We start from the raw sequence: 23483 nt of genomic DNA on the forward strand, positions 1-23483 counted from the left end.
GCCCCCGCAGCCCCGGCCTCCGCGCCGGACCGGAGCGCCGCCGCCGGGCGCGAGCCTCAGCTCTCCTCCGGCATCCCGAACTCGCACCACACGCACTTGCCGCCGCCGCGGGCCTCCACTCCCCACGCGTCGGAGAGCAGGTCGACCAGGAGCAGACCGCGGCCGGAGACGCCCGTGTCCCCGGCTTCGCGGCGGCGCGGCAGGGCGCTGGAGGAGTCCTCCACCTCGACGCGCAGCAGGCGGCCGCCGCCGGTGAGGAGGCGCAGGGTGACGATGGCGGCGCCCTCGGTGTGCATGAGGGCGTTGGTGATCAGTTCGTCGGCGACCAGCTCGACGTCGTCGGAGCGCTGCCGGGCGCCCCAGGAGCGGACGGCGGCGCGGATCATGTGCCGGGCGTGGGTGAGGGCCTCGGGGTCGCCGGGCGCCACGTGCTGCTGGAGCCGGCTGCCGGCCCGGGGGGCGTCCGTGCGGCGGCGGCGGAGCAGGAGGAGGGCCGCGTCGTCGTCACCGTCGCGTTCCTCGGCGACGTCGATGAGCCGGTCGGCGAGTCGCCGTACGTCGCCGGGGCCGGTGGCGACCAGTTCGGCGAGGGCCAGCATGCCGTCGTCGAGGTCGACGCCGGGCTGTTCGACGAGTCCGTCGGTGCACAGCAGCAGGGTGTGGCCGGGATCGAGTTCGAGGGTGGCGACGGGATAGTCGAGGCTGTCGAACTCGGCGGACAGGCCGAGCGGCAGTCCGCCGGGGACGGAGAGGCGCCGGCAGGTGCCGTCGGTCCCGCGCACCAGCGGGTCGATGTGGCCGGCCCGGACCATCTGGACGACGCCGGTGGACAGGTCGGCCTCGGTGTAGAGGCAGGTGGCGAAGCGGTCGGTGTCGAGTTCGTGGAGGAAGACGGAGGCACGGGCCATCACGGTGGCCGGGGGGTGCCCTTCGGAGGCGTACGCCCGCAGGACGATGCGCAGCTGGCCCATGACGGCGGCGGCGTGCGTGTCGTGGCCCTGGACGTCGCCGATGACGGCGCCGACCCGGCCGCCGGGCAGCGGGATCAGGTCGTACCAGTCGCCGCCGATGTCGCGGCCGTGGGAGCCGCCGATGGTGGCGGCGCGGTAGCGGACGGCGACGTCGGCGCCGGGCACGCTGGGGATGGTGCGCGGCAGCATGGCCTGCTGGAGGCCCTGGGCGATGTCCTTCTCCTGCTCGTAGAACATGGCCCGTTGCAGGGACTGGGCGATGCTGCTGCCGAGGGCGACGAGGATGTTGCGTTCCTCGGGGGTGAAGCCGCGCCGGTCGCTGTAGAGCAGGCCCATCGCGCCGATCGGGCGGGCCTGGACGATGAGCGGCAGGTAGGCGGCCGAGGTGATCTCCAGGCCGGTGATGTGCGGCCACAGCACGGGGTAGCCGGCCGCGAACTCGTCGGGCGACTCGATGAACCGGGGGGTGAGGGTGCGCACCACCTCGCTCATCGGGTACGGCTCGTCGATCCGGGTGACGAGGGTGCCGGGCACGAAGCTGCCCTCGGGGCCCTCGGCGATCAGCCGGATCCGGCCGGCCTCGACCAGGCCCATGACCAGGCTGGTCGCACCGAGGTGGATGAGGCCCTGGGTGTCCTTGAGGACGTCGATGACGTCCTTCACCGTGCGGGCGTGCGCCAGGGCGGCGGTGGTGAGCTCGACGACGTTGGTCTGCTCGCGACGCGCGTCGTCGAGGGCGGTCCCCTCACCGTGGGCGGCGAGGTCGCGCAGTTCGTCGGTCGCGTCCCGGACGATGCCGATGATCCGGCGGGGCCGGCCCGTGTCGTCGCGCCGGATGTAGCCCTGGGTGTGGGTCCAGCACAGGCGGCCGTCGCGGCGGCGGACGCGGAAGTAGGCGCCGTAGTTCTCGCTGCCGTCCTTGATGGCCCGGGCCACCAGGGCGTCCAGGCGCAGGGCCTCGGCCGGGGGGACGCGCGGGGAGAGGCTCTCGGGGCGGCCGTCGTACTCGTCGGGGGTCAGGTCGAAGATCTCGTGGGCGCGGGCGTCCATGGCGAACAGACCGGTGTCCAGGTCCCAGTCGAAGCCGCCCATGCGGTTGAGTGCCAGGATCGGCTCCGGGTGGGCGGGCCAGTCCTCCGGGAGGGACAGCGCGCTCGCTCCCCGATCGGCCATGGGCCCACCTTGCCAGGATTCGCCCGATTCTTCGACCGGGAGGGGAACGGGAACGGAGGGCGGAACACGTGCGTGATGCGGCCCGGCGTGGAACACGGGGGATGTCAGGACAGGGGGCCGGGGAGGGCCGGGAGGGACCGGAGAGGAGCGGGCGTCCGTGGAGTGGTTCACCGCACCCGACTACTGGCTGAGCCGGACGGTCTTCCAGCGGGCTCTGGCCTGCGTGTACCTGGTCGCCTTCGGCACGGCGGCGCTCCAGTTCCGGGCGCTGCTCGGCGAGCGCGGGATGCTGCCGGTCTCCCGGTTCGTCGAGCGGGTGCCGTTCCGGCGGGCGCCGAGCCTGTTCCACCTGCGCTGCTCGGACCGCTTCTTCGCCGGGTGCGCCTGGACGGGCTGCGCGGTGTCGGCGGCGCTGGTCGCCGGCGCGGACTCGCTGCTGCCGCTGTGGGCGGCGATGCTGCTGTGGCTGGTGCCGTGGGCCCTGTACGTGTCGATCGTCAACGTCGGCCAGACCTGGTACGGCTTCGGCTGGGAGTCGCTGCTGCTGGAGACCGGGTTCCTCGCCGTGTTCCTCGGCAACGACGAGGTGGCGCCGCCGTTCGTGGTGCTGTTCCTGCTGCGCTGGCTGCTGTTCCGCGTCGAGTTCGGGGCGGGGCTGATCAAGATGCGGGGCGATCCCTGCTGGCGGAGGCTCACCTGTCTGGACCACCACCACGAGACCCAGCCGATGCCCGGCCCGCTGAGCTGGTTCTTCCACCACCTGCCGAAGCCGCTGCACCGGGTGGAGGTGGCGGCCAACCACGTCACCCAGCTGTTCGTGCCGTTCCTGCTGTTCACCCCGCGGCCGGTCGCGACGGCCGCCGCGTCCCTGATGATCCTCACCCAGCTGTGGCTGGTGCTCTCGGGCAACTTCGCCTGGCTGAACTGGCTCACGATCGTGCTGGCCGTCCCCGCGCTCGGCCTCCCCTCCGACCCGCCGACGGTGCCGGACGCCCCGCTCTGGTACGTGGTGGTGGTCCTGGCCGTGGCCGCCTTCCTGCTGTTCCTCAGCCACCGGCCGGTGCTCAACATGCTCTCGCGCGGGCAGGTCATGAACCGTTCCTTCGACCCGCTGCACCTGGTCAACACCTACGGCGCGTTCGGCAGCGTGAGCCGGGTGCGCCACGAGGTCGTGATCGAGGGCACCCTCGACGAGGTGCCGCGGGAGGACTCCGACTGGCGGGAGTACGAGTTCCGCGGCAAGCCCGGCGATCCACGGCGCTGGCCGCACCAGTTCGCCCCCTACCACCTGCGGCTGGACTGGATGATGTGGTTCGCCGCCCTCTCCCCGGCCTATGCCGGACCCTGGTTCGGCACGCTGGTGGAACGGCTGCTGGAGGGCGACCGGGCCACGCTCCGCCTGCTGCGCCGCTCGCCCTTCCCGCCCGACCGGCCCCCGCGGCACGTCCGCGCCCGCCTCTTCCGCTACCGGTACACGAGCCCGCGGGAACTGCGGGAGACGGGGGCGTGCTGGAAACGGACGTACGTGCGGGAGTACCTGCCGCCGACACGGCTGGCGGGGCCGGCCCGGAGACCGTAGGGACGGGTGGCGGGGCCGGCTCGGAGGCCGTGGACGCGGGTGGCGGTGGTCTCGGGCGCGAGGTCGGCGAGGGTGAAGTCGCGCCGCAGCGGCCGGAGTCCGGGGCCGCCGAGCCGGTCCTGGTCGCGCACGGACAGGTCCCACACGTGGTGGTGGGCGTCGACGGTCACGGCAGCTCCCGCTTCGGTCCGCGCGGTTCCTTCTCGTCGGGGACCGGGGTGCCGGGGACCGGGATGCCGGGGCCTCGCGTGTCGGGGACCGGGGCGTCGGGCGGCAGGAGGCCGGTGTCGCGCAGTTCCCGCCAGAACTCCGGGGGGACCGTGGCGCCGAACAGGTCGGCGCAGTCGTCGGCCTCGGCCGCCGAGCGGGCGCCGACGAGGACGCTCGCGACGGCCGGGTGCGCGGCGCAGAAGGCGAGGGCGGCGGCCCGCAGGGTGCTGCCGTGGCGCTCGGCGACCGCCTGGAGGCGCCGGGCGCGGGCGACCAGCTCCCCGGGCGCCGGCGCGTAGTCGTAGGTGGCGGCCCGCCCGGGGTCGGCCAGCAGGCCGGAGTTGAAGGCGCCGCCGATCACGACGGACGTGCCGCGCTCCCGGGCGGCCGGCAGCAGGTCGGTGAGCGCGCTCTGGTCGAGGAGGGTGTAGCGGCCGGCGCACAGCACCACGTCGACGTCGGTGTCGCGGACGAAGCGGGTGAGCAGGGCGGTCTGGTTCATGCCGGCGCCGATCGCGCCGACGACGCCCTCGGCGCGCAGGCCTTCCAGTGCGGGGTAGCCCTCGCGGAAGGCCGTCTCGGCGTGGTCGTCGGGGTCGTGGAGGTAGACGACGTCGACGCGGTCGAGGCCGAGGCGGTCCAGGCTCGCCTCCAGGGTGCGGCGGACGCCGTCGGCGGTGAAGTCCCAGACCCTGCGGTGGGTGGCGGGGACGGCGAAGCCGTGGGTGAGGTCGTCGCCGCCCGCCGCCGAGGGCTCCAGCCGGCGGCCGACCTTCGTGGACACCGTGTAGTCGGCGCGCGGGTGCCCGCGCAGGGCGGCGCCCAGGCGGCGTTCGGAGAGGCCGAGGCCGTAGTGGGGCGCGGTGTCGAAGTAGCGCACGCCGCGCCGCCAGGCGGCGGCCACGGTGGCGTGGGCCTGTTCTTCGTCGACCTCGGTGTACAGGCCCGCGAGGGGGGCGGCGCCCAGGCCGAGCCCGGTGACCCGTACGCCGCTGCGGCCGAGGGTGTTCACGCGCCCGCCGGACGCGGTCGCAGGCCCTGCATGCCGCCGTCGACGGCGAGGGCGGTGCCGGAGGCGCCGCCGGTCACCAGGGCGGTCAGTTTCTCGAAGTCGTGCACGCCGTCCGCTCCTTTCGTCCGGTGAGGTCGGCGGCCCAGAAGGCGCCGCCGGGATAGGTGTACCGCGCGATCGCCTCCGGACACATGGCGGCGGGGAGGCGGCACGGGCGGCGGCCGCCCGCGTGGGCGGGGTCGAGCAGTGGCCGCGGGACCGGGCGGACCCCGAGGACCTCTCGACGTGACGCGTTCCGCGGGGCACAGTTCTCCCTGTACTGACCAGTAGCGCTCGCTCGCCGGCAGTACCCCCGCACGCCCGCACACCGAGGAGCGCCTGTGACCGAGTGGGTCGGCCGGACCGCCGTGGAGATCGCCGCCGCCGTACGCGAGAAGCGGGCCGAGCCCCGGGCGGTGGTGGCGGAGCATCTGGAGCGGATCGCGCGGCTGGACGGGCGGATCGGGGCGTTCCGGACGGTGCGGGCGCGGGCGGCGCTCGCCGAGGCCGACGAGGTGGCGGCCCGCGCCGACCGGGACCGGCTGCCGCTGGCCGGCGTACCGGTGGCGGTCAAGGACAACCTCGCCGTGCGGGGCGAGTCGACCCTGGTCGGTTCGGCCGCGACCCCCGTCGTGCCCGCCGGCGCCGACCACGTCACCGTGGCCCGGCTGCGCGCGGCCGGCGCGGTGGTGGTGGGTCTGACGAACGTGCCGGAACTGTGCGTCTTCGGCACCACGGAGGGCGTGCACGGCACCGCCCGCAACCCGTGGGACACCTCGCGCACGGCGGGCGGTTCGTCCGGCGGCAGCGCGGCGGCGGTGGCGGCCGGGATGGTGCCGATCGCCCTCGGCAACGACGGCATGGGTTCCCTGCGCATACCGGCGGCCAACTGCGGTCTGGTCACCGTCAAGCCGGGCCACGGCGTGGTCCCGGCGGGGATCGGCGACGGCGACTGGTTCGGGATGTCGGAGAACGGTCCGCTGGCGACGACGGTGGCGGACGCCCGTCTGATGCTGTCGGTCCTCGCCGAGGCCGCGGTACCGGAGGCGGGGCCGGCCGCGGAGTCGGCCGCCGGGCCGGAGGCGGCGGAGGGGCCGGGCGCGTCGCGGATCGCGGTGTCGGTGCGCAGTCCGCTGGCCGGGGTGCGGGTGAGCGGGCCGTACGTGGCGGCGGCGCGCGAGGCGGCCGGGGCGCTGGCGCGGGCGGGGTGGCAGGTGCGGCGGGCCGATCCGCCGTATCCGCTGACGCTGGGCGTCACCTCGCTCGCGCACTGGACGGCGGGCACGGCGGTCGACGCGCGGTCGCTGGACCCGGGCCTGCTGACCCGCCGCACCCGTGTGCACGCGGCGCTGGGGCGGCGGTTCCTGGACGGGGTGCGCGGCGGTACGGCGCGCGAGGAGCTGCGCCGGCGCCTGGAACCCTTCTTCGCGGAGTACGACGTGCTGCTCACCCCGGCGCTCGCGCGGCGGTCGCCGAGGTCGGCGCCGTGGCACGAGCGGGGCTGGCTGCGCAACGTGCTGGCGAACACGAACTACTCGCCGCTGACGCCGCCGTGGAACCTGACCGGCTGGCCGGCGATGGCGGTCCCGCTCGGCACGCTCCCGTCGGGCGCTCCCACCGCCGTCCAACTGGTGGGGCTGCCCGGCACGGAGGCGCGGCTGCTGCGGGTGGCGGAGCAACTGGAGGCCCTGCGGCCGTGGCGGCGGACGGCGCCGCTCGGCTGAGGAGCGGCCGGGGTCCGCGGGGCGCGGTGTCGCCGGGGCCTCGTGTCGCATGGGCGTGCTGTCCGCACGCCCATGCTCCCGGCGGTCGCGGGCGGCCGGCCGGCGTCAGTCGATGCCGGGCAGGATGTGGGGTTCGTTGAGGTCGTCCTCGTACCCCGCCAGCCGGATGGGGGCGGAGCGGGCCCACACGTCGAGACTGCCGATCTCTCCGGGCCGGCGGCCCGCACGCTCGGTGCGTTCCTTGGGGCGTTGCTCGCGATTCGTCTTCTCCGGTGTCACCGCGCACTCCTTATGTGTCGGTCACCCTCGGGGCGTGCCGGTCGGTCCGCGGATCCGGCGTCCGGCGTCCCTCGGGTCTGGTTCAAGGGCAGTTCTGACGCGGTGGCGCCGGGAAACTCCAGGAGGAGCAGGCCGCTGTGAACCGGCGTGTCCCATGACGGACGGTGGGTGTGGGGTGGCACTCCGTCCTGCTGTCCGTCGGCTACAGAGTAACCAGATGAGCGGGATACCGCTCGATCGGGCTGAAAATTTGGGGTAACCATGGCAAGTCACCCATGTGTCCCCGCAGATGATTCAACCCCTTCCGCCCGGAAAGCACCCTATGGTCTTCACTCGTACGGCGTACCGGACGCACAGGCGTGCCGTCAGCGCCGTGAGGTTCAGGTCCCGTTGGCCCGGCCGCAAACTCACCGTGCTCTGCTGGCGTACCGCTACGGCCGTCTCGCGGGAGGACCGACGCATGGAACTGCGCAGCGTCGAGGAGCTGATGGACCTGCTGTACACCGGGCGCGGGGTCGGCGGGCAGGGGGCCGGTGCGCATGAGGTCGACGTGCACGACCACGCGCTGCAGACCGCCGCGCTGCTGCGCCGCGCCCGCCCGGCCGACAAGGAGCTCCAGGTGACCGGACTGGTGCACCCCGTCGGCCTGCTGCTGGCGCCGTCCGACCCGGCGGGCCGGGCCGGGCGCGCCGCCGACGCCGTACGGGGGCTGCTCGGTGGGCGGGTGGCGGGGCTGCTGCGGCGGCACCCCTGGCACGGGCCCGCCGTCGACGACGACCTGGCCGTGCTGCGGCAGGCCGACGAGGACGGCCGGGCCGCCGGGTTCGACGCGGGGGTGCTGGAGGACTGGCGGACCGTGCTGGAGCTGGTGGCGGCCCGCGCCTCGCAGCTGCGCGCCGTCGACTGACGCGAGGCCGCGCGCCGTCGGCCGACGCGAGCCTCGACGGCGTCGGCCGACGGAGACCGGGGCCCGCCGGCCGGTCGGCGACCGGAACCTGCCGGCCGACCGGCGACGGGTCCCGGCCGGTCACTGCGACCGGTGCCTGCCGGCCGACTCGCCGCCGGGGCCTGCCGGCTGACGGACCGTCACCCGTCGCCCGCCACCCATCGCTCGCCGGGGGCCGCCCTCACCACCCCTCGGACGCCGCCGTCACCACGTGCCGGGGCCGCGCGTCACCACTTGCCGGGCGCGTAGTCCTTGAGGAAGACGCCGTACAGGTCCTCGCCCGACTCGCCGCGCACGATGGGGTCGTAGACGCGGGCCGCGCCGTCGACCAGGTCGAGCGGGGCGTGGAAGCCCTCCTCGGCCAGGCGCAGCTTGTCGTAGTGCGGGCGCTCGTCGGTGATCCAGCCCGTGTCGACCGAGGTCATCAGGATGCCGTCGGTCTGGAACATCTCCTGGGCGCTGGTGCGCGTGACCATGTTCATCGCGGCCTTGGCGGCGTTGGTGTTGGGGTGGCCGGCGCCCTTGTAGCCGCGGCCGAAGACGCCTTCCATCGCCGAGACGTTCACCACGTAGGCGCGCTTTCCGGAGGACCGGCGCGCCGCCTCGGCCATGGCCGGGCGGAGCTTGCTGATCAGGATGAAGGGCGCCGTGTAGTTGCACAGCTGGGTCTCGAGCAGTTCCACCGGGGAGATCTGCTCGATGGTCTGCACCCAGGTGTTGGTGTCGACGACGTCGGGGACCAGGCCGCCCGCGTCGATGGCGGTGCCGTCCAGGTGGCGGGCGACGCTGGCGTTGCCCGCCACCAGGGCGAGGTCGGCGACCTGCTGCGCGTCCATGCCGCCGGCGCCGAGGGGCAGCGCGGCCAGGCCGTCGACCGCGCCGGAGCCGAAGGCGCCGATGACGTGGTGGGCGGGCAGCTCGCCGGCGGGCAGCGGGGCGCTCTCGCCGTCGACCAGGGCGGCGTAGGCGGAGGGCAGCCGGCGTACGGTCTGCGTCGCGTTGTTGATCAGGATGTCGAGCGGGCCCTGCTCGGCGACCTGGTCGGCGAGCGCCACGGCCTGTGCCGGGTCGCGCAGGTCGATGCCGACGACCTCCAGGCGGTGGATCCAGTCCGCCGCGTCGTCCATCGCCGTGAAGCGGCGGATCGCGTCCTTCGGGAAGCGGGTCGTGATCGTGGTGTGCGCCCCGTCGCGCAGCAGCCGGAGCGCGATGTACATGCCGATCTTGGCGCGGCCGCCGGTGAGCAGCGCGCGCCTGCCGGTGAGGTCGGTGCGGGCGTCGCGGCGGGCGCGGTTGTCGGCGGCGCACTCCGGGCAGAGCTGGTGGTAGAAGTAGTCGACCTCGACGTAGCGCGCCTTGCAGGTGTAGCAGGAGCGGGGGCGCTGGAGTATCCCCGCGATCGTGCCCTCCTCCGTGCGGGAGGAGGGCAGGATGCCCTCGGTCTCGTCGTCGATGCGCTGGGCGGAGCCGGTCGCGGTGGCCTCGGTGACGGCCCGGTCGTGGGCGGTCTTGGCGGCGCGGCGCTCCTGGCGGCGGCGTTGCTTGACCGAGCGGTAGATGCCGGCGGTGGCCCGGCGCACGGTGATCGCGTCGGGGTGGTCGACGTCGAGCTTGTCGAGTTCCTCCAGTACGGCGAGGCAGACCGCCAGCCGCTCCGGGTCGATGCCGGGCCCGTACGCGGCCGCGCCCGTGGTCTCGCCCATGGCCCTGTCCACGGCCTCGCCCATGGCCTCGTCCACGGCCGCCGGGCCGTCCTCTGTCACCGTCATCGCGCTGCCGTTTCCCTGCTGCCCCGTGCGGCGCTCCGACCGCGCCCGCTTTCGAACAGGGAATTCTACGGAGCGCCGGGCCGCCCCTCCAAACCCGCGCGGGTCAAGAGCCGCAGGCCGTGATGAGCGTCTCCACCTCCGCGGTCAGCGCCCGCGCGAACCGGTCGAGGTCGGGGACCGCCGCGGCGTCCGCGACCAGGCCGAAGTGGACGAGGCCCCGGTACGTCGAGATCGCCACCGCCAGGGACTGGCCGCGGGCGAGCGGGGCGTAGGGGTAGATCTCCGTCACCGGGTTCCCGGCGAGCCTCAGGCCGATGCCCGGCAGCGGCACGCTGGTGACGAGGATGTCGAACCAGAGCCGGGCCGCCTGGCTGACCAGGGGGCCGCCGAGGCGGTGCCCGAGGGCGGGGACGTGGTCGGCGAGCAGGGCGACGGCGCCCGCGCCGCGGCCCGGTCCGGCGTCCTTGTTGCGGTCCATGGCGGCGCGGACCGCGCCGAGCCGGCCGAGCGGGTCGGGATCGTCGACGGGCAGCCTCATCAGGTACCCGGAGAGCCGGTTGCCCTGCGGGTGGGCGGTGCGCGGACGGCGCTGGGAGACGGGGATGAGGGCGCGCGGGGACACGCCGGCGCTGCCGTCGCCGCGCTCGTCGAGCCAGGTGCGCAGCGCCCCGGCGACGACCGCGATCAGGACGTCGTTGACGGTGCCGCCGACGACCTTGCGCACCCGGTGCACGTCGTCGAGGTCGACGGCCACGCCGCCGGTGCGGCGGGTGCCGGTGGGAGCGGCGGTGAGGGCGGTGGTGGAGCGCACGCCGAGGGTGTGGACGGCGACGGAGGCGCCGATGTCGAGGGCGCGGCCCACGTCGGACAGGGCGTCGGAGAGGGCGCCGCGCAGCAGGCCGGGCAGGGCGCGCGCCTCGGGCAGGCCGCGGGCCGGCGCCGCCGGGCGGGGCCGGGGGGCGGGTAGGTCCATGGGGTCCAGGACGGCGGCGGCCAGGGTCAGCGCGCGCAGCCCGTCGGCGAGCGCGTGGTGGAACTTGAACAGGACGGCGAAGCCGTCGCCCGCCCCGCCCGGCAGGACGTGCGCCTCCCACGGGGGCCGGCCGCGGTCCAGCGGGTGCTCCATGAGCCGCCCGGCCGCCTCCTGGAAGTCGGCGGTGGGCGCGTGCAGGTGCACGTGGCGCTGCGGGTCGAACCCCGGATCGGGCTCGCGGACGGCGCCGCCGAGGGAGAGCGGCGCGGTGAGCGGCCCCCACACGTCCCGGATCCGCATGCGCAGTCCGGGGACGGCGGCGGCCCGGCCGGCGAGCAGGTCTGCGGCGTGCGCGGCGGCGGTGGCCGAGGGCGCGGTGAAGACGCCCAGCGCGCCGAGGTGCATCGGGTTCTCGGGGGTCTCGATGTTCCAGAACGCCAGGTCGAGGGGTGCGAGTGGATCAGCGGTCACGGGCTTGCCTCGCGTCGAGGGAGAGGGAGCCCGTAGTCAACCGCCCCCGCACGATCACGGTCAAGCACGATCGGGCTACGCACAGTTAAGAAGTGGTTACGTATGCGTCAAAAGGAGCACATGCTTCGAAATGGTGATCGACGGGACCGCTCGGCCGGCGGCGCCTCCGGGCGCGGCGGTTCCCCGTGTCCCCGCGCGCGCCCGCGCTCCGCTCACGACACCCGCTGCCCCTTGCCCAGGGCGATGACGCCCGCCTTCGACACCGAGTACAGCTCGGCGTCCCGCTCCGGGTTCACGCCGATCGTCGCGCCGGGCGGCACCTCGACGTTCTTGTCCAGGATCGCCCCGCGCACCACCGCGCCCCGCCCGATGTGGACGTTGTCGTGCAGGATCGAACCCTGCACCACCGCCCCCGGGTCGACCAGGACACCCGGCGACAGCACCGAACGGCTGACCTGCCCCCGGACGAGGCAGCCCGCACTGATGATCGACTCGCTGGCGATGCCGCCCGCGTTGAAACGGGCCGGGGACAACTGGCCCGAATGGGTGTAGATCGGCCAGCTGCGGTTGTACAGGTTGAACGCGGGCCGCTCGGCGATCAGGTCCATGTGGGCGTCGTAGTACGCGTCGAGCGTGCCGACGTCCCGCCAGTAGCCCTGGTCGCGGGCGGTCTCGCCGGGCACGTGGTTCTCGCTGAAGTCGTACAGCCGGGCCTCGCCGCGGTCGGTGAGCTGGGGCAGGATCGAACCGCCCATGTCGTGCACCGAGCGCTCGTCCTCGGCGTCCCGCTGGAGCGCCTCGATGAGGGCCTTGGTGGTGAAGACGTAGTTGCCCATGGAGGCGAACACGCACCCCGGGTCGTCGGCGAGGCCCGGCGGGTCGGCGGGCTTCTCCAGGAACCGCTCCACCGTCTGCCCGTCCGAGCCCGGCGTGATCACGCCGAAGGACGCGGACTCGGCGCGCGGCACCCGGATGCCGGCCACCGTCACGCCCGCGCCGCTGTCGATGTGCTGGGCGAGCATCTGGCGCGGGTCCATGCGGTACACGTGGTCGGCGCCGAACACCGCCACGTACTCCGGCCGCTCGTCGTGGACGAGGTTCAGCGACTGGAGGATGGCGTCGGCGCTGCCCAGGTACCAGCGCGGGCCGAGGCGCTGCTGGGCCGGGACGGGGGTGACGTAGTTGCCGAGCAGGCTCGACATGCGCCAGGTCGTGGTGATGTGCCGGTCCAGCGAGTGCGACTTGTACTGGGTCAGGACGCAGATGCGCAGGATGTCGGCGTTGACGAGGTTGGACAGCACGAAGTCGACGAGACGGTACGTCCCGCCGAAGGTGACCGCCGGCTTGGCGCGGTCCGCCGTGAGAGGCATCAGGCGTTTGCCCTCGCCGCCCGCCAGCACGATTCCGAGGACCGAAGGTCCACCACGACGCATGGCCGCTCCCCTCACCCTGGTTGATCCATTGCTGCCCCGCACGGGGCGCGCTACGCCTGTTCGAGGGTGTTCTCGTAGAGCCGGACGGTGCGCCGGGCGACCGCGTCCCAGCCGAACTCCTCCACCGCGCGCACCCGTCCGGCCTCGCCCATGCGGCGGGCCGTCGCCGGATCGCCCAGGACGGAGTCCAGGGCCCGTGCGAGACCCGCCTCGAAGGCGGCGGCCCCCTCCTCCCCCTCCGTCACGGGGACCAGCAGTCCGGTCGCGCCGTCCTCGACGACCTCCGGGATGCCGCCGACCCGGGAGGCCACGACGGGCGTGCCGCAGGCCATCGCCTCCAGGTTGACGATGCCGAGCGGCTCGTACACGGAGGGGCAGGCGAAGACGGCCGCGTGGGTGAGGAGCTGGATGACCTCCGGACGCGGCAGCATCCGCGGGATCCAGTGCACGCCGTCCCGGGCCCGGCTCAGCTCCGCGAACAGCTCGCGGAACTCGCGGTCGATCTCGGGGGTGTCGGGCGCGCCCGCGCACAGCACGACCTGGACCGCCGGGTCGATGTCCCGGACGGCGCGCAGCAGGTGCGGGACGCCCTTCTGGCGGGTGATGCGGCCGACGAACAGCACGTACGGGCGGGCCGGGTCGACGCCGATCCGGTGGAGGGCGTCGGTGCGGGGGTCGGGCCGGTACAGGGCGGTGTCGATGCCGTTGTGGACGACGTGGACCCGGGCCGGGTCCAGCGCCGGGTAGCAGGCGAGGATGTCCTCGCGCATCGCGCCGGAGACGGCGATCACCGCGTCGGCGGCCTCCACGGCGGTCCGCTCGGCCCAGCTCGAGAGGCGGTACCCGCCGCCCAGCTGCTCGGCCTTCCAGGGCCGCAGGGGCTCCAGCGAGTGCGCGGTCACCACGTGCGGGACGCCGTACAGCTCCTTGGCGAGGTGACCGGCGAGGTTGGCGTACCAGGTGTGGGAGTGGACCAGTTCGCGGCCCTCCAGCGCGGCGGCCATGGCGAGGTCCACGGAGAACGTGCGCAGCGCGTCGTTGGCGCCGTCGAGGACGGGCCAGGAGCGGTGGCGCCGGACGCCCTCGGTACGGCCCTCGCCCCAGCAGTGCACCTCCAGGTCGACCAGCTCGCGCAGCTCCCGGGCGAGGAACTCGACGTGGACGCCCGCCCCGCCGTACACGTCCGGGGGGTACTCCCGGGTCAGCAGTCCCACTCGCACCCGGCAACCTCCTGGATTCGCCTGTGAAGACCGGTCCTCTTCATGGTCACCCGGACGGGCCGCGGAGGAAAGGGCGCGGGGGCCGCGGGAAGCAGCAGTCGCCGCAGACCCCGCCGCCGGGCACCCGGTAGTACAGGCAGCAGCTGCGGCGGTGGAAGGCCGTGCCGGCGGGGGTCGCGGTGGGGGTTCCGGCGCCGGCCAGGAGGGGGTGGGCGAGGAGTTCGGCGGTGAGGGCGCGGGAGCGGGCGGCGGCGTCGGGGCGGCCGTTCGCCCGCGCCCAGCCCTCGAGCTGCCGGGCCGTGCCGGCCAGCGCCGAGGCGGCGTTGCCGCGCAGCAGGCCGGGGGCGACGCGGTGGCGGGCGCGCAGGGCGGCCGCCAGCGGTTCGAGGTGGCCGTGCAGGACCGCCGCCGCCAGGCTCTGCGCGTCGCCGGGCCGGGCGCGGACCTCCGTCAGCCACAGGTCGTCGGGGGCGCTGCCGTCCGGGTCCCAGCGCAGCAGTTCCGGCGCCAGGTCGGGCCGGCGGCCGTAGAGGACGGCGCAGCCGAGCGCGACCGACCAGAGCCGGGCCACGAGGCCCTGCTGGGCGAGGGAGGCGGCGACGCGCGGCTCGGGGACGCGCAGGGCGCGGGCCACCCTGCCGACGCGGCGGGCCAGGGGGTCGCCGTGGGCGTCGGCGGACACGGGGGACGCGGCGGGCTCGGCGCGGTAGGCCTGCGCGAGCGTCGGCAGGGGCCGGGCCGGTGCTCCTTCCGGGGCGGTGGGCGGGGTGGTGCGCAGGGCGAAGAAACCGCCGAGGGGGCGCAGGGCCGTCAGTTGGGGGTCGAGGTCCACGAAGTGCAGTAGTACCAAGGGGGTCGGGGGCCGCCGTCAGGGGGATCCCCGGCATGTTCCCCACCCTGGGGAGGAGTCGGGGTGCCGCGTACTCCATCGGTAGTAGGACGCATTGGGTGCTCAGGGACGACGACGGGAACAGATCGACAAGGCATCGTGTTTGCCATGAGAGCCGACCGTTCGCCGCGCCGGGCCCCGGGCCCCCGCCTCACGCAGAGGAGCAGCTCATGAGCGCCCTCGCGTTGTCCGTGGTCCTGTCGCTCGTCTCCGCCGTGGCGTACGCGGGCGGGGCGATCGTGCAGGAGCAGGTCGCGGTGTCCTCCCCCGACGGGCAGTACGCCCCGCTGCGGCGGCCGGGCTGGTGGGCGGCGGTCGGGCTGAACGGTCTCGGCGGCCTGCTGCACGTCGTGGCGCTCGCGTACGGTCCGCTCAGCCTGGTGCAGCCGCTGGGCGCGCTCACCATCGTCTTCGCGCTGCCGATGGCCGCGCTGTTCGTGGGCCGCAGGGCCGGGGCGACGGCCTGGCGCGGCGCCGTCATGGCGACCGTCGGTCTGGCCGGTCTGCTCTCCCTGGTCGGCGCGGCCGAGGCGCAGTCGCTCAGCACCCCGCAGCGGGTGGGCGCGGCGCTCGTCACGGGCGGCGCCGTCGTGGCACTGATGGTCGCCGGCCGGGCCGCGCACCGGCACCCGGCGGTGCGCAGCATGCTGCTGGCGACCGGCGCCGGCATCGCGTTCGGCATGTCGTCGGTGTTCACCAAGACCGTCGCGGTCGACTGGACCGACGGCGTCTCGGCGGCCGACGTGCCCTCCCTGGCCGTGATCGGCGTCCTGGCCACGGCCGGCATGCTGCTGTCGCAGGCCTCCTACCGCGGCGCGGGGCTCGCGGCCCCGCTGGCCACGCTCACCGTGGTCAACCCCGTGGTGGCGGCGGCCGTCGGCATCACGATGTTCGGCGAGACCTTCCGCTACGGCACCACCGGCACCGCGCTCGCCCTGAGCTGCGGCGTGGTGGCGGCCGGCGGCCTGATCCTGCTGACGACCGAGCGGCTGACGAGCACCCAGCCGGAGACCACCGGCCCGCGGCACGAGGAGACGCGGACGGTCCCCACGGGCGTCAGGGCGCCCGTGGCCGACCTCCTCGTCGTGTTTCCGGAGCCTGCTGACGGCACTGTCGCGGCGCGGCCCCTCACGGCGGTCACGGAGTTCGCCGCGGCGGCCGCCGCGGAGCGGACGGCTCTCACGTGCGCGGAACCGTCCCTCGCGGCGGCCGTCGTCCCGGCGGCCGCGGAAACCTCCCCGCGGGTGACCGACGCCGTGCCGGCCCGGGTGGTGGTGAGGGAACCGGTGCCGGCGGTGGCGCAGGAGCCGGTGGTCCCCGGGGAACCGTCGGTGCCGGTCGTCCCGGTGGTGCCGGCTCCCGCGCCCGTGCCGCTGCCGTGGTACGGGCCGTTCCACGGGGGACCGTACGTCCCGGTGCCGGTCTTCGACCGGCACCGGGTGCGCATCAGATCCTGACGCCGCCGGCCCGCAGATAGGCCAGGGGATCGATGTCCGACCCGAATCCGGGCCCCGTCCGCACCTCGAAGTGCAGATGCGGGCCCGTGCTGTTGCCGGTGGACCCGGAGCGGCCGATGCGCTGACCGGCGTCCACGGACTGCCCGTCCCGCACGGAGATCGCGGACAGGTGCGCGTACTGCGAGTAGCGGCCGTCGGAGTGCCGGACGACCACCTGGTAGCCGAAGGAACCGCCCCAGCCCGCGCTGACCACCGTGCCCGGGGCGACGGACTTCACGGACGTGCCGGTGGGCACGGGGAAGTCGACGCCGGTGTGGTAGCCCTTCGACCAGGAGGAACCCGTCGCGTGGTACGGCGTGCCGAGCCCGGCGTCGACGGGCGCGGCGAGGGAGTGGCCGGCCGACTTCCCGCCCGTGTCCGACTTCTTGCCCGTGGACTTCCCGCCCGTGGACTTCTTCTTCCCCGTGGTCGACTTCCCGCCCGTGGACTTCTTGTCCTGGGTTCCGGTTTCCGCGGACTTCTTCCCGGCCGACTTCTTCCCGGGAGCCTCGGTGGCCACGGCGCGACCCCGCAGGTCCAGCCGCTGGCCGGGCACGATGAGGTCGGGGTCCGTCCCGATCGTCGTCCGGTTCGCGGCGTACAGCCGCTGCCAGCCGCCCCGGACGTCCTCGGCGTCGGCGATCCCCGAGAGGGTGTCGCCGTGCACGACCGTGTACATCCGGGCGGTGCCGGCCCGCGACTGGGGTGTGGTCTGCGGCTGGACGTCCTTGAGGGTGCTCGCCGGCCGGGCGGCGGTCTTCTCGGACGCGCCGGCCGGCTCGATGTCGGGGGCGTCGCCGCCGGCGGTCAGCCCCGCCCGCACCGAGCAGGCGGGCCAGGCGCCCGGCCCCTGACCGTCCAGCACCCTCTCCGCGACGGCGATCTGCTGGTCCTTGGTGGCCAGATCCGCGCGCGACGCGTACCGGGTGCCGCCGTACGCCTCCCAGGTGGACCGGGTGAACTGCAGGCCGCCGTAATAGCCGTTGCCCGTGTTGGTGTTCCAGTCGCTGGTCGACTCGCAGGCCGCGACCTTTTCCCAGGTGTCCACGTCCGCCGCCTGGGCGGATCCGGCGCCGATGAGCGGGATCGCCATGCCGGCGCCACCCGCCGTGACGGTGAGCGAGGCCCGGTTGATCCTGTTCGGCTGATACCGGCGGTGCCGGCCGCGTGCGGCCATGGAGATCCCCCTCGACATGCGTCAGGAGGGGCAAAAGTAAGGTCCGCTCACTGCCCGTGACAAGACGACAATCGGCCGCGCCGGCTCAACTGGGCCGGATCGCGCGCTTGTTGCGTGACCTCTGAGACGGACGGGGCCCTGTTTCCGTATCCGGGTGGGCGACTTCGCGTGTCCAGCACGTGCGGCGGGCCCACCGACACGAAAGGATGTGCACGGGCCGGAACCGGTGTCGACCAGCACGGGTCGCGCACGGATCACGGGCCGGCCGAGCACGGAGCATCACCTGTCTACTACAGATTTTCGAGGAGCCAACCGCATGACCAACTCAGCCCAGATCGGTGTCACGGGACTCGCGGTCATGGGCCGCAATCTCGCCCGCAACTTCGCCCGCAACGGCTACACGGTCGCCCTGCACAACCGGACGGCGGCGCGCACGCACGCCCTCGTGGAGGAGTTCGGCGGCGAGGGCGAGTTCATCGCGACCGAGACCGCCAAGGAGTTCGTGGCGGCGCTGGAGCGTCCCCGCCGCCTGGTGATCATGGTGAAGGCCGGGGAACCGACCGACGCGGTGATCCGGGAGTTCGCGCCGCTGCTGGAAGCCGGCGACATGATCATCGATGGCGGCAACGCGCACTTCGCCGACACCCGGCGCCGTGAGCGCGAGCTGCGGGAGCAGGGCATCCACTTCGTCGGCACGGGCATCTCCGGCGGCGAGGAGGGCGCGCTGCACGGCCCCAGCATCATGCCGGGCGGCTCCCCGGAGTCGTACGAGTCGCTGGGCCCCATGCTGGAGAAGATCTCCGCCAAGGCGGCCGACGGGGCGCCCTGCGTGACGCACGTCGGTCCGGACGGCGCCGGGCACTTCGTGAAGATGGTCCACAACGGCATCGAGTACGCCGACATGCAGCTGATCGGCGAGGCGTACCAGCTGCTGCGGGACGTCGCCGGGTACTCCCCCGCCGAGATCGCGGACATCTTCCGCACCTGGAACACGGGCCGGCTGGACTCGTACCTGATCGAGATCACGGCCGAGGTGCTGTCGCACGTGGACGCGGCGACGGGTGAGCCGTTCGTGGACGTGGTGGTGGACCAGGCCGAGCAGAAGGGCACCGGCCGCTGGACCGTGCAGATCGCGCTGGACCTCGGGGTGCCGGTGTCGGGCATCGCGGAGGCCGTCTTCGCGAGGTCGCTGTCGGGCCACGCCGCGCTGCGGGAGGCTTCGCGCGGCCTGTCGGGACCGAAGGCGGCGCCGCTGGACCGGGCCGAGGCCCAGGCCTTCGCGGACCGGGTCGAGCAGGCGCTGTACGCCTCCAAGATCGTCTCGTACACGCAGGGCTTCCACGAGATCGCCGCGGGCGGCGCGGAGTACGGCTGGGACATCGACCTCGGCGCCGTCTCGGCGCTCTGGCGGGGCGGCTGCATCATCCGGGCGGCCTTCCTCGACCGCATCCGCGCCGCCTACGACGCCCGGCCGGACCTGCCGAGCCTGCTGTCCGACGAGACGTTCGCCGCGGAGATCGGGGCCGCACAGGACGCGTGGCGCGAGGTGCTGGTCGCCGCGACGCTCCAGGGCGTGCCGACCCCGGGCTTCGCGGCGGCGCTCGCCTACTACGACGCCCTGCGCGCCGAACGGCTGCCCGCCGCCCTGACGCAGGGACAGCGGGACTTCTTCGGGGCCCACACCTACCGCCGGGTGGACCGGGACGGGTCGTTCCACACGCTGTGGGGCGGGGACCGGTCGGAGGTTCCGGCGTAGGGACCGTCCCTGAGGGGATTCCCGCGGGGCGTCGCGGTGGGCGGCGTCCTGCGGGGCCGTGGCGACGGGCGGCACCCCGCGGGGTGCCGCCCGTCTTCGCCTGCCGTCCTCGCCGGCCGGCCGTTCCGGGTGGTCCGGCGTGCCTGGTGGTTCGCCGTGCCTGGTGCCGGCCGTCCCTGGCGTCCGCCGTCCCTGGCGTCCGCCGTTTCCGGAGTCAGCTGAGCGGTGGGCCCGGCTCCGGGTTCGGGACCGGTTCCGGGCCCGGCGGGATCGGGGAGGGGTCCGGGTTCGGGTCCGGCGGGCCCGGATGCGGCGGGGCCGGCGGAGTCGGCTGCGGATCCGGTCCGGGGACGGGCGGGGTGGGCTCCGGCCCCGGGGGTGGTTCGGGGTTCGGGACCGGGCTGGGGTACGGGTCGGGAACCGGCGTCGGCGGCGGCTGGACGGGGTCGGGGTACGGGTTCGTCATCGTGTCCTCCGGGCCGGGGTGAGCTTGGCTCTGGACTACTCCCCCGCCTACCCGACGGCGGCGCAGGCAGTCACCCGGTGGTGGCACGCGGTGCGCCCGGCCGGGTCCCCCGCCGCGCGGGGTCAGCCGCGGCGCGCTGCCGCCGCGCCCGCGGCCAGGCCCGGCCCTGGACTGCTGAACACCGGTACCGGGGTGGTGGTGAGGTGCTGGGCGGGCGCCATGGAGGCCTGGGCCAGCACGATCGCGTCGGCGTCGGCGCCGGTGACCGCGTCGGCGCCGGCGGCGACGAGACGGACGTAGGCCTCGGTGTCGCCGGCCTCGAAGCGGTCCCAGGCGCCGTCGACGAGCAGCGTGCGCACGGCGACGGGGCGGCCCGCGCGATCCGCCTCCTCCGTCACGAGCGCCGCGGTGGGGCCGAGGGTGCTCTCCAGGGCCGCCAGGACGACGACCCGCGGGCCCGCGGCGACCGCGGCCGCGGCCATCGGCCGGTCGACGCGCAGCACGGGGACGCCCGGCGCGGCCGACTCGGCGACCGCGCCGAGGGTGGAGCAGGTGCACAGCACCGCCCGCGCCCCGCCGGCGACGGCGCGCGCGAGCACGGCCCGTACGTCGGCGGCGACCGCGTCGGGTCCCCGCTCCCGCGCCCGGACCAGCAGGTCCTCGTCGACGAAGTGCCGCAGTTCCAGGCCGGGGTGGGCCCGGTCACGCAGGGCGTCGAACACGGGCACGTGGACGGGCGAGGTGTGCAGGAGGGCGAGCACCGGGGCCGCTCAGAACCGGCCGGGGTGGGCGCGCAGCCACTCCTTGGCGGCGGTCAGCAGCGCGGGGTCGGCCGCCGGAGCCTCCTCGGGGTGACGCGCGGCCCACTTCACGACGTACGGGCAGAGCGGGGCCACCGGGACGCCCTCGCGTCCGGAGACGGCGTACAGCTCGCGGGCCAGGGAGCCGGCGATGCCCTTGCCCTCGTGGGCCGGCTCGACGATCGTGTGCACCGGGACCAGGGCGGGCGCGGGCGACTCCAGCACGAAGTACTCGATGCGGCCGACGACCTCGCCGCCCTCGCCGATGGCCTCGAGGCGGCCGGCCGGCCGGTCGTCGCGGATGCCGATGTCACTCATGGACGCTCCTGGGGCTGCTGGTGCGGTGGTCAGGCGGACACGGCCTGCGGGCTGCGCTCCTGGTCCGACCCCGGCACCGGTTCCGCCGGGTCGGCGCCCAGGGCCACGATCCGGTTGCCGCGGTCCACGTGCACGACGCGGGGCTCCAGTTCTCGCGCCTCGGCGTCGGTGACCTGAGCGTAACTGATGATGATCACCAGGTCTCCGGGGTGCACGAGATGGGCGGCGGCCCCGTTGATCCCGACGACCCCCGAGCCGCGCTCACCCTCGATGACGTACGTCTCCAGCCGCGCGCCGTTGGTGATGTCGACGATGTGCACCAGCTCCCCCGGCAGCAGATCGGCGGCGTCCAGCAGGTCCGCGTCGATGGTCACCGATCCCACGTAGTGCAGGTCGGCCTGGGTGACGGTGGCACGGTGGATCTTGGACTTGAACATAGTACGCAACATCGGGGCACTCCCACAAGTAGGCTCCCTGCCTGCGTTTTTGCAGGTCAAGGGCTGTTTCCACACCCTACAACGAGTCGCATGTTCGGGCAGCTTTCCCCAGGTTTTTCAGGACTCATGCTGACCACTTGCTGACTTTCCTGACGCCCCGTCAGGTGGCAGAGGGAGGGCTTCGCCCCCTCTCGCGGACCCCACCGCGGCGACGACCCAAGCCTACGCAGCACCCCCCGAAGGACGTCCGTGATCACCGTCACGCGGACGGTCTGGACGGCGGTCAGGAGCGAAGGCGCTCGACCGGAAGTCGGACCACGCGCCGCCATGGGTCAGCCGGCCCAGGCCCCTCGTATCCCGTCTCAAAGGAGGAGGCGCCCACAGCTCCATGAATCTGAGTGGCCGAAGCAGCGCGGCAACATAGCGGCGGATCGCCGGTTAGCCAAACCGGCGATTCTCACGACCATGGCTGTGGCTCGTCCGGTGACTCTTGGCGGTGGCACAGGGCGGGCGTCAAGGACGTTTGAAATTCGACCAGAGCAGAGCGCGAGCCGCTGCCGCGATCAGGCTCAGGCCAGCCTCAAGGAGCATCTTGCCCGTGGAACCGCAGTCGCACCCCGATCAGACCCGCACCGATATCGACTCGTCGCACAGGCGTCGTAGCGTCGAGCCCGTCCTTATGGACACTTCTGAGGTCGCTGCGATGCTCAATATGTCCACGAGCTGGGTCTATAGGGAGGCATCCAAACTGGGCTTGAAGGGCTACAAGCTCGGCCGAGGCAGGAACGCCAAGGTCCTGTACAAGAGGGCCGAGATCTTCAAGTGGCTGGAGCAGCAGAGGATCCATTAGAAGAGGGCAGTTTCTTGCCGGCCCCCGGACTCGCAGACAGCGGTCGTCGACACAGCGGCTGCTGGAGACCCCGGTGCCCCGACTTCCTCACGGCCGGTTTCGGCATGCATCGCGTTGCTCGGTGGCCTGATCAGGGCGAAAGCACCTCAGGCTGACCTCTTGGCCGATTAGAGTGTGGCGGGCAAGAGCGCCGATCGGATGAGGCGCGGGGGAAAGGTGAGTCGGTGCGGATGAGCGGGGCGCCCACGCGGATCGGCCGGTACACGGTGGCGCGGGAGCTCGGCTCGGGCGGAATGGGTGAGGTCTATCTCGCCTACACGCCTGCAGGTGATCCGGTCGCGGTGAAGGTGATCCGCAACGACAAGCTCGATCCGCTGACGCGTGCCCGCTTCGAGAAGGAGGCGTTGATCGCCCGCACGGTGATCGGCACTAACCGGGTGGCCCGCTTCCTGGACGCAGATCCTTACGCAGACCGGCCTTGGCTGGCCATGGAATACGTGGCCGGTCGCACACTGCTGGCCTGTGTGGACAGCGACGGTGTACTTCCGCTGCCGCTGGCGGCCAGCCTCGGGGCGTTGCTCGCCGAAGGCTTGTCGGCAGTCCACGCCGCGGGGTTGCTCCATCGAGATCTGAAGCCACAGAACGTCATCCTGGGCGATGACGGCCCGATGATCATCGACTTCGGGCTGGGAGCGTTCATGGACGCCTCTCAGGAGACGCTGTCACACAGCGGCATGATCATCGGCACCGTCCGGTGCATGCCTCCGGAGCAGGCCGGCGGCCATCCACAGGTGTCACCCGCGGCAGATGTGTATGCGCTGGGCACGGTCCTGCTGTACGCGGCGGCCCGCCACTATCCGTACGACGGATCACGCTGGGAAGCTATCGCGGCACAAGTTACCAATCCCGAGATCGCTCCCGATCTCTCTGGTGTACCTGCGCCGCTGGTGCCCCTGTTGGAGTCGATGTTCGCCCACACGCCGGAGGAGCGGCCGACTCTGCCAGCGGTCTCCGAAACCTGCGCGAGGGTCCTCTCCGACTCCGGGGTGACACCGGCGGCTGCCCGGCTCGCCCTGATCGCCCACACCAAGGGGGGCGAGGCTCCGTCGACCCCTGGTGAGCCGCCGACAGTGCCGTTCGAGAAGCTCATCCACGAGCAGGCTGATCTTGTCGAGAACAGTGAACCGGTGAGCCCGCTCGACGGCCCGCCGCGGGCTTCACAGGCCGAGGCCAGCGAACCGGAGCGGGAGCCAGAAGAGCCTGAGGCTCTCCTGCCCAAGCCGACCCCGGGGTCCGGAAGGCGGAGCGCCCCTCCGAAGGCCGGCGCGGCCAAGGGACGCCCCCTGGCGTCGAAGCGGATCGCGGACGAGTTGCGCTCGTTGTATGCCGCCGATCCCGTTCTGTGACTCCTGCGCTGACAGTGCTGGGTGAGAGTCTTTGTCGGAATGGCGCGCTCGGACGGCGTAGTCCGTCGTTTGCAGGCGTGTGGGGTGTA

18 protein-coding genes and 3 pseudogenes are annotated in these 23483 nt (G+C 73.8%); 7 read left to right on the top strand and 14 right to left on the bottom strand.

The window, feature by feature from the left end; genetic code table 11:
- Nucleotides 1-56: 56 nt before the first annotated feature.
- Nucleotides 57-2144, bottom strand: coding sequence for a SpoIIE family protein phosphatase (locus tag ACF09K_RS19070; RefSeq protein WP_392244966.1), 2088 nt, complete (start codon nucleotides 2142-2144; stop codon nucleotides 57-59).
- 157 nt (nucleotides 2145-2301) lie between these two features.
- Here ACF09K_RS19070 and ACF09K_RS19075 point away from each other — a divergent pair, with 157 nt between their 5' ends.
- Nucleotides 2302-3723 (top strand): lipase maturation factor family protein, encoded by a 1422-nt coding sequence (locus tag ACF09K_RS19075; RefSeq protein ID WP_392244968.1) that lies wholly within the window; start codon nucleotides 2302-2304, stop codon nucleotides 3721-3723.
- Nucleotides 3724-3755: 32 nt separating this feature from the next.
- Here ACF09K_RS19075 and ACF09K_RS19080 read toward each other — a convergent pair.
- Together ACF09K_RS19080 and ACF09K_RS19085 are read right to left on the bottom strand one after the other, a co-directional pair.
- Nucleotides 3756-3893: pseudogene (locus ACF09K_RS19080) on the bottom strand (amidohydrolase); the annotation flags it as partial.
- Nucleotides 3890-4945: an aldo/keto reductase gene (locus tag ACF09K_RS19085; RefSeq protein ID WP_392244970.1), complete on the bottom strand. Its 1056-nt coding sequence runs from the start codon at nucleotides 4943-4945 to the stop codon at nucleotides 3890-3892. The pseudogene ACF09K_RS19080 and the gene ACF09K_RS19085, both read right to left, overlap by 4 nt.
- Before the next feature lie 380 nt (nucleotides 4946-5325).
- On the opposite strand from ACF09K_RS19085, the gene ACF09K_RS19090 reads away from it, so the two are divergent.
- Complete coding sequence (locus ACF09K_RS19090; protein ID WP_392244972.1) at nucleotides 5326-6708, top strand: amidase; 1383 nt, start codon at nucleotides 5326-5328, stop codon at nucleotides 6706-6708.
- Nucleotides 6709-6813: 105 nt separating this feature from the next.
- Here the strand turns inward: ACF09K_RS19090 and ACF09K_RS19095 are convergent, their stop codons facing one another.
- Nucleotides 6814-6987 (bottom strand): hypothetical protein, encoded by a 174-nt coding sequence (locus ACF09K_RS19095; protein ID WP_392244973.1) that lies wholly within the window; start codon nucleotides 6985-6987, stop codon nucleotides 6814-6816.
- A 460-nt stretch (nucleotides 6988-7447) separates the two neighbouring features.
- Between ACF09K_RS19095 and ACF09K_RS19100 the strand changes: the two genes are divergently transcribed.
- Nucleotides 7448-7894 (top strand): hypothetical protein, encoded by a 447-nt coding sequence (locus tag ACF09K_RS19100; RefSeq protein ID WP_392244974.1) that lies wholly within the window; start codon nucleotides 7448-7450, stop codon nucleotides 7892-7894.
- Nucleotides 7895-8160: 266 nt separating this feature from the next.
- Here ACF09K_RS19100 and ACF09K_RS19105 read toward each other — a convergent pair whose 3' ends face one another.
- From ACF09K_RS19105 to ACF09K_RS19125, 5 genes are all read right to left on the bottom strand, one after another.
- Nucleotides 8161-9702: an SDR family NAD(P)-dependent oxidoreductase gene (locus tag ACF09K_RS19105; RefSeq protein ID WP_392244976.1), complete on the bottom strand. Its 1542-nt coding sequence runs from the start codon at nucleotides 9700-9702 to the stop codon at nucleotides 8161-8163.
- Nucleotides 9703-9805: 103 nt separating this feature from the next.
- The gene (locus ACF09K_RS19110; RefSeq protein ID WP_392244978.1) at nucleotides 9806-11146 is read right to left on the bottom strand and encodes a wax ester/triacylglycerol synthase family O-acyltransferase; all 1341 of its coding nucleotides are present in this window, start codon (nucleotides 11144-11146) and stop codon (nucleotides 9806-9808) included.
- A 212-nt stretch (nucleotides 11147-11358) separates the two neighbouring features.
- Nucleotides 11359-12579: a glucose-1-phosphate adenylyltransferase gene (glgC, locus tag ACF09K_RS19115; RefSeq protein WP_392244979.1), complete on the bottom strand. Its 1221-nt coding sequence runs from the start codon at nucleotides 12577-12579 to the stop codon at nucleotides 11359-11361.
- A 50-nt stretch (nucleotides 12580-12629) separates the two neighbouring features.
- On the bottom strand, nucleotides 12630-13799 hold the full coding sequence (gene glgA / locus ACF09K_RS19120; RefSeq protein ID WP_392244980.1) for a glycogen synthase: 1170 nt from the start codon (nucleotides 13797-13799) through the stop codon (nucleotides 12630-12632).
- Between the two features lie 46 nt (nucleotides 13800-13845).
- Nucleotides 13846-14631: a (2Fe-2S)-binding protein gene (locus tag ACF09K_RS19125; RefSeq protein ID WP_392244981.1), complete on the bottom strand. Its 786-nt coding sequence runs from the start codon at nucleotides 14629-14631 to the stop codon at nucleotides 13846-13848.
- A gap of 227 nt (nucleotides 14632-14858) precedes the next feature.
- Between ACF09K_RS19125 and ACF09K_RS19130 the strand changes: the two genes are divergently transcribed.
- Entirely contained in the window at nucleotides 14859-16145 is a 1287-nt protein-coding gene (locus ACF09K_RS19130) for a DMT family transporter (RefSeq protein WP_392244983.1), read from the top strand.
- Here ACF09K_RS19130 and ACF09K_RS19135 read toward each other — a convergent pair.
- Nucleotides 16135-16533, bottom strand: a pseudogene (locus ACF09K_RS19135) (M23 family metallopeptidase); the annotation flags it as partial. The gene ACF09K_RS19130 and the pseudogene ACF09K_RS19135 overlap by 11 nt on opposite strands.
- A gap of 153 nt (nucleotides 16534-16686) precedes the next feature.
- Nucleotides 16687-17361 (bottom strand): annotated as a pseudogene (locus tag ACF09K_RS19140) (transglycosylase family protein); the annotation flags it as partial.
- 316 nt (nucleotides 17362-17677) lie between these two features.
- Between ACF09K_RS19140 and gndA the strand changes: the two are divergent.
- Nucleotides 17678-19117, top strand: a complete 1440-nt coding sequence (gndA, locus tag ACF09K_RS19145; RefSeq protein ID WP_392244985.1) for an NADP-dependent phosphogluconate dehydrogenase — start codon at nucleotides 17678-17680, stop codon at nucleotides 19115-19117.
- Between the two features lie 588 nt (nucleotides 19118-19705).
- On the opposite strand, the gene ACF09K_RS19150 is transcribed toward gndA, so the two are convergent.
- Genes ACF09K_RS19150 through panD form a run of 3 tightly spaced genes read right to left on the bottom strand, consistent with a single transcriptional unit; the run spans nucleotide 19706 to nucleotide 21150 of the window.
- A complete protein-coding gene (locus ACF09K_RS19150; RefSeq protein ID WP_392244987.1) occupies nucleotides 19706-20344 on the bottom strand; it encodes an aspartate/glutamate racemase family protein in 639 nt (212 codons plus the stop codon).
- A 9-nt stretch (nucleotides 20345-20353) separates the two neighbouring features.
- Complete coding sequence (locus ACF09K_RS19155) at nucleotides 20354-20701, bottom strand: GNAT family N-acetyltransferase (protein WP_392244989.1); 348 nt, start codon at nucleotides 20699-20701, stop codon at nucleotides 20354-20356.
- Between the two features lie 29 nt (nucleotides 20702-20730).
- The gene (panD, locus tag ACF09K_RS19160) at nucleotides 20731-21150 is read right to left on the bottom strand and encodes an aspartate 1-decarboxylase (protein ID WP_392244991.1); all 420 of its coding nucleotides are present in this window, start codon (nucleotides 21148-21150) and stop codon (nucleotides 20731-20733) included.
- A gap of 667 nt (nucleotides 21151-21817) precedes the next feature.
- Here panD and ACF09K_RS19165 point away from each other — a divergent pair.
- Together ACF09K_RS19165 and ACF09K_RS19170 are read left to right on the top strand one after the other, a co-directional pair.
- On the top strand, nucleotides 21818-21988 hold the full coding sequence (locus tag ACF09K_RS19165) for a helix-turn-helix domain-containing protein (RefSeq protein WP_392245107.1): 171 nt from the start codon (nucleotides 21818-21820) through the stop codon (nucleotides 21986-21988).
- A 230-nt stretch (nucleotides 21989-22218) separates the two neighbouring features.
- Nucleotides 22219-23394, top strand: coding sequence for a protein kinase (locus ACF09K_RS19170; protein ID WP_391413906.1), 1176 nt, complete (start codon nucleotides 22219-22221; stop codon nucleotides 23392-23394).
- The last annotated feature ends 89 nt before the right edge of the window (nucleotides 23395-23483 follow it).

The organism is Streptomyces sp. NPDC014882, assembly GCF_043081325.1.
Taxonomy (GTDB): domain Bacteria; phylum Actinomycetota; class Actinomycetes; order Streptomycetales; family Streptomycetaceae; genus Streptomyces.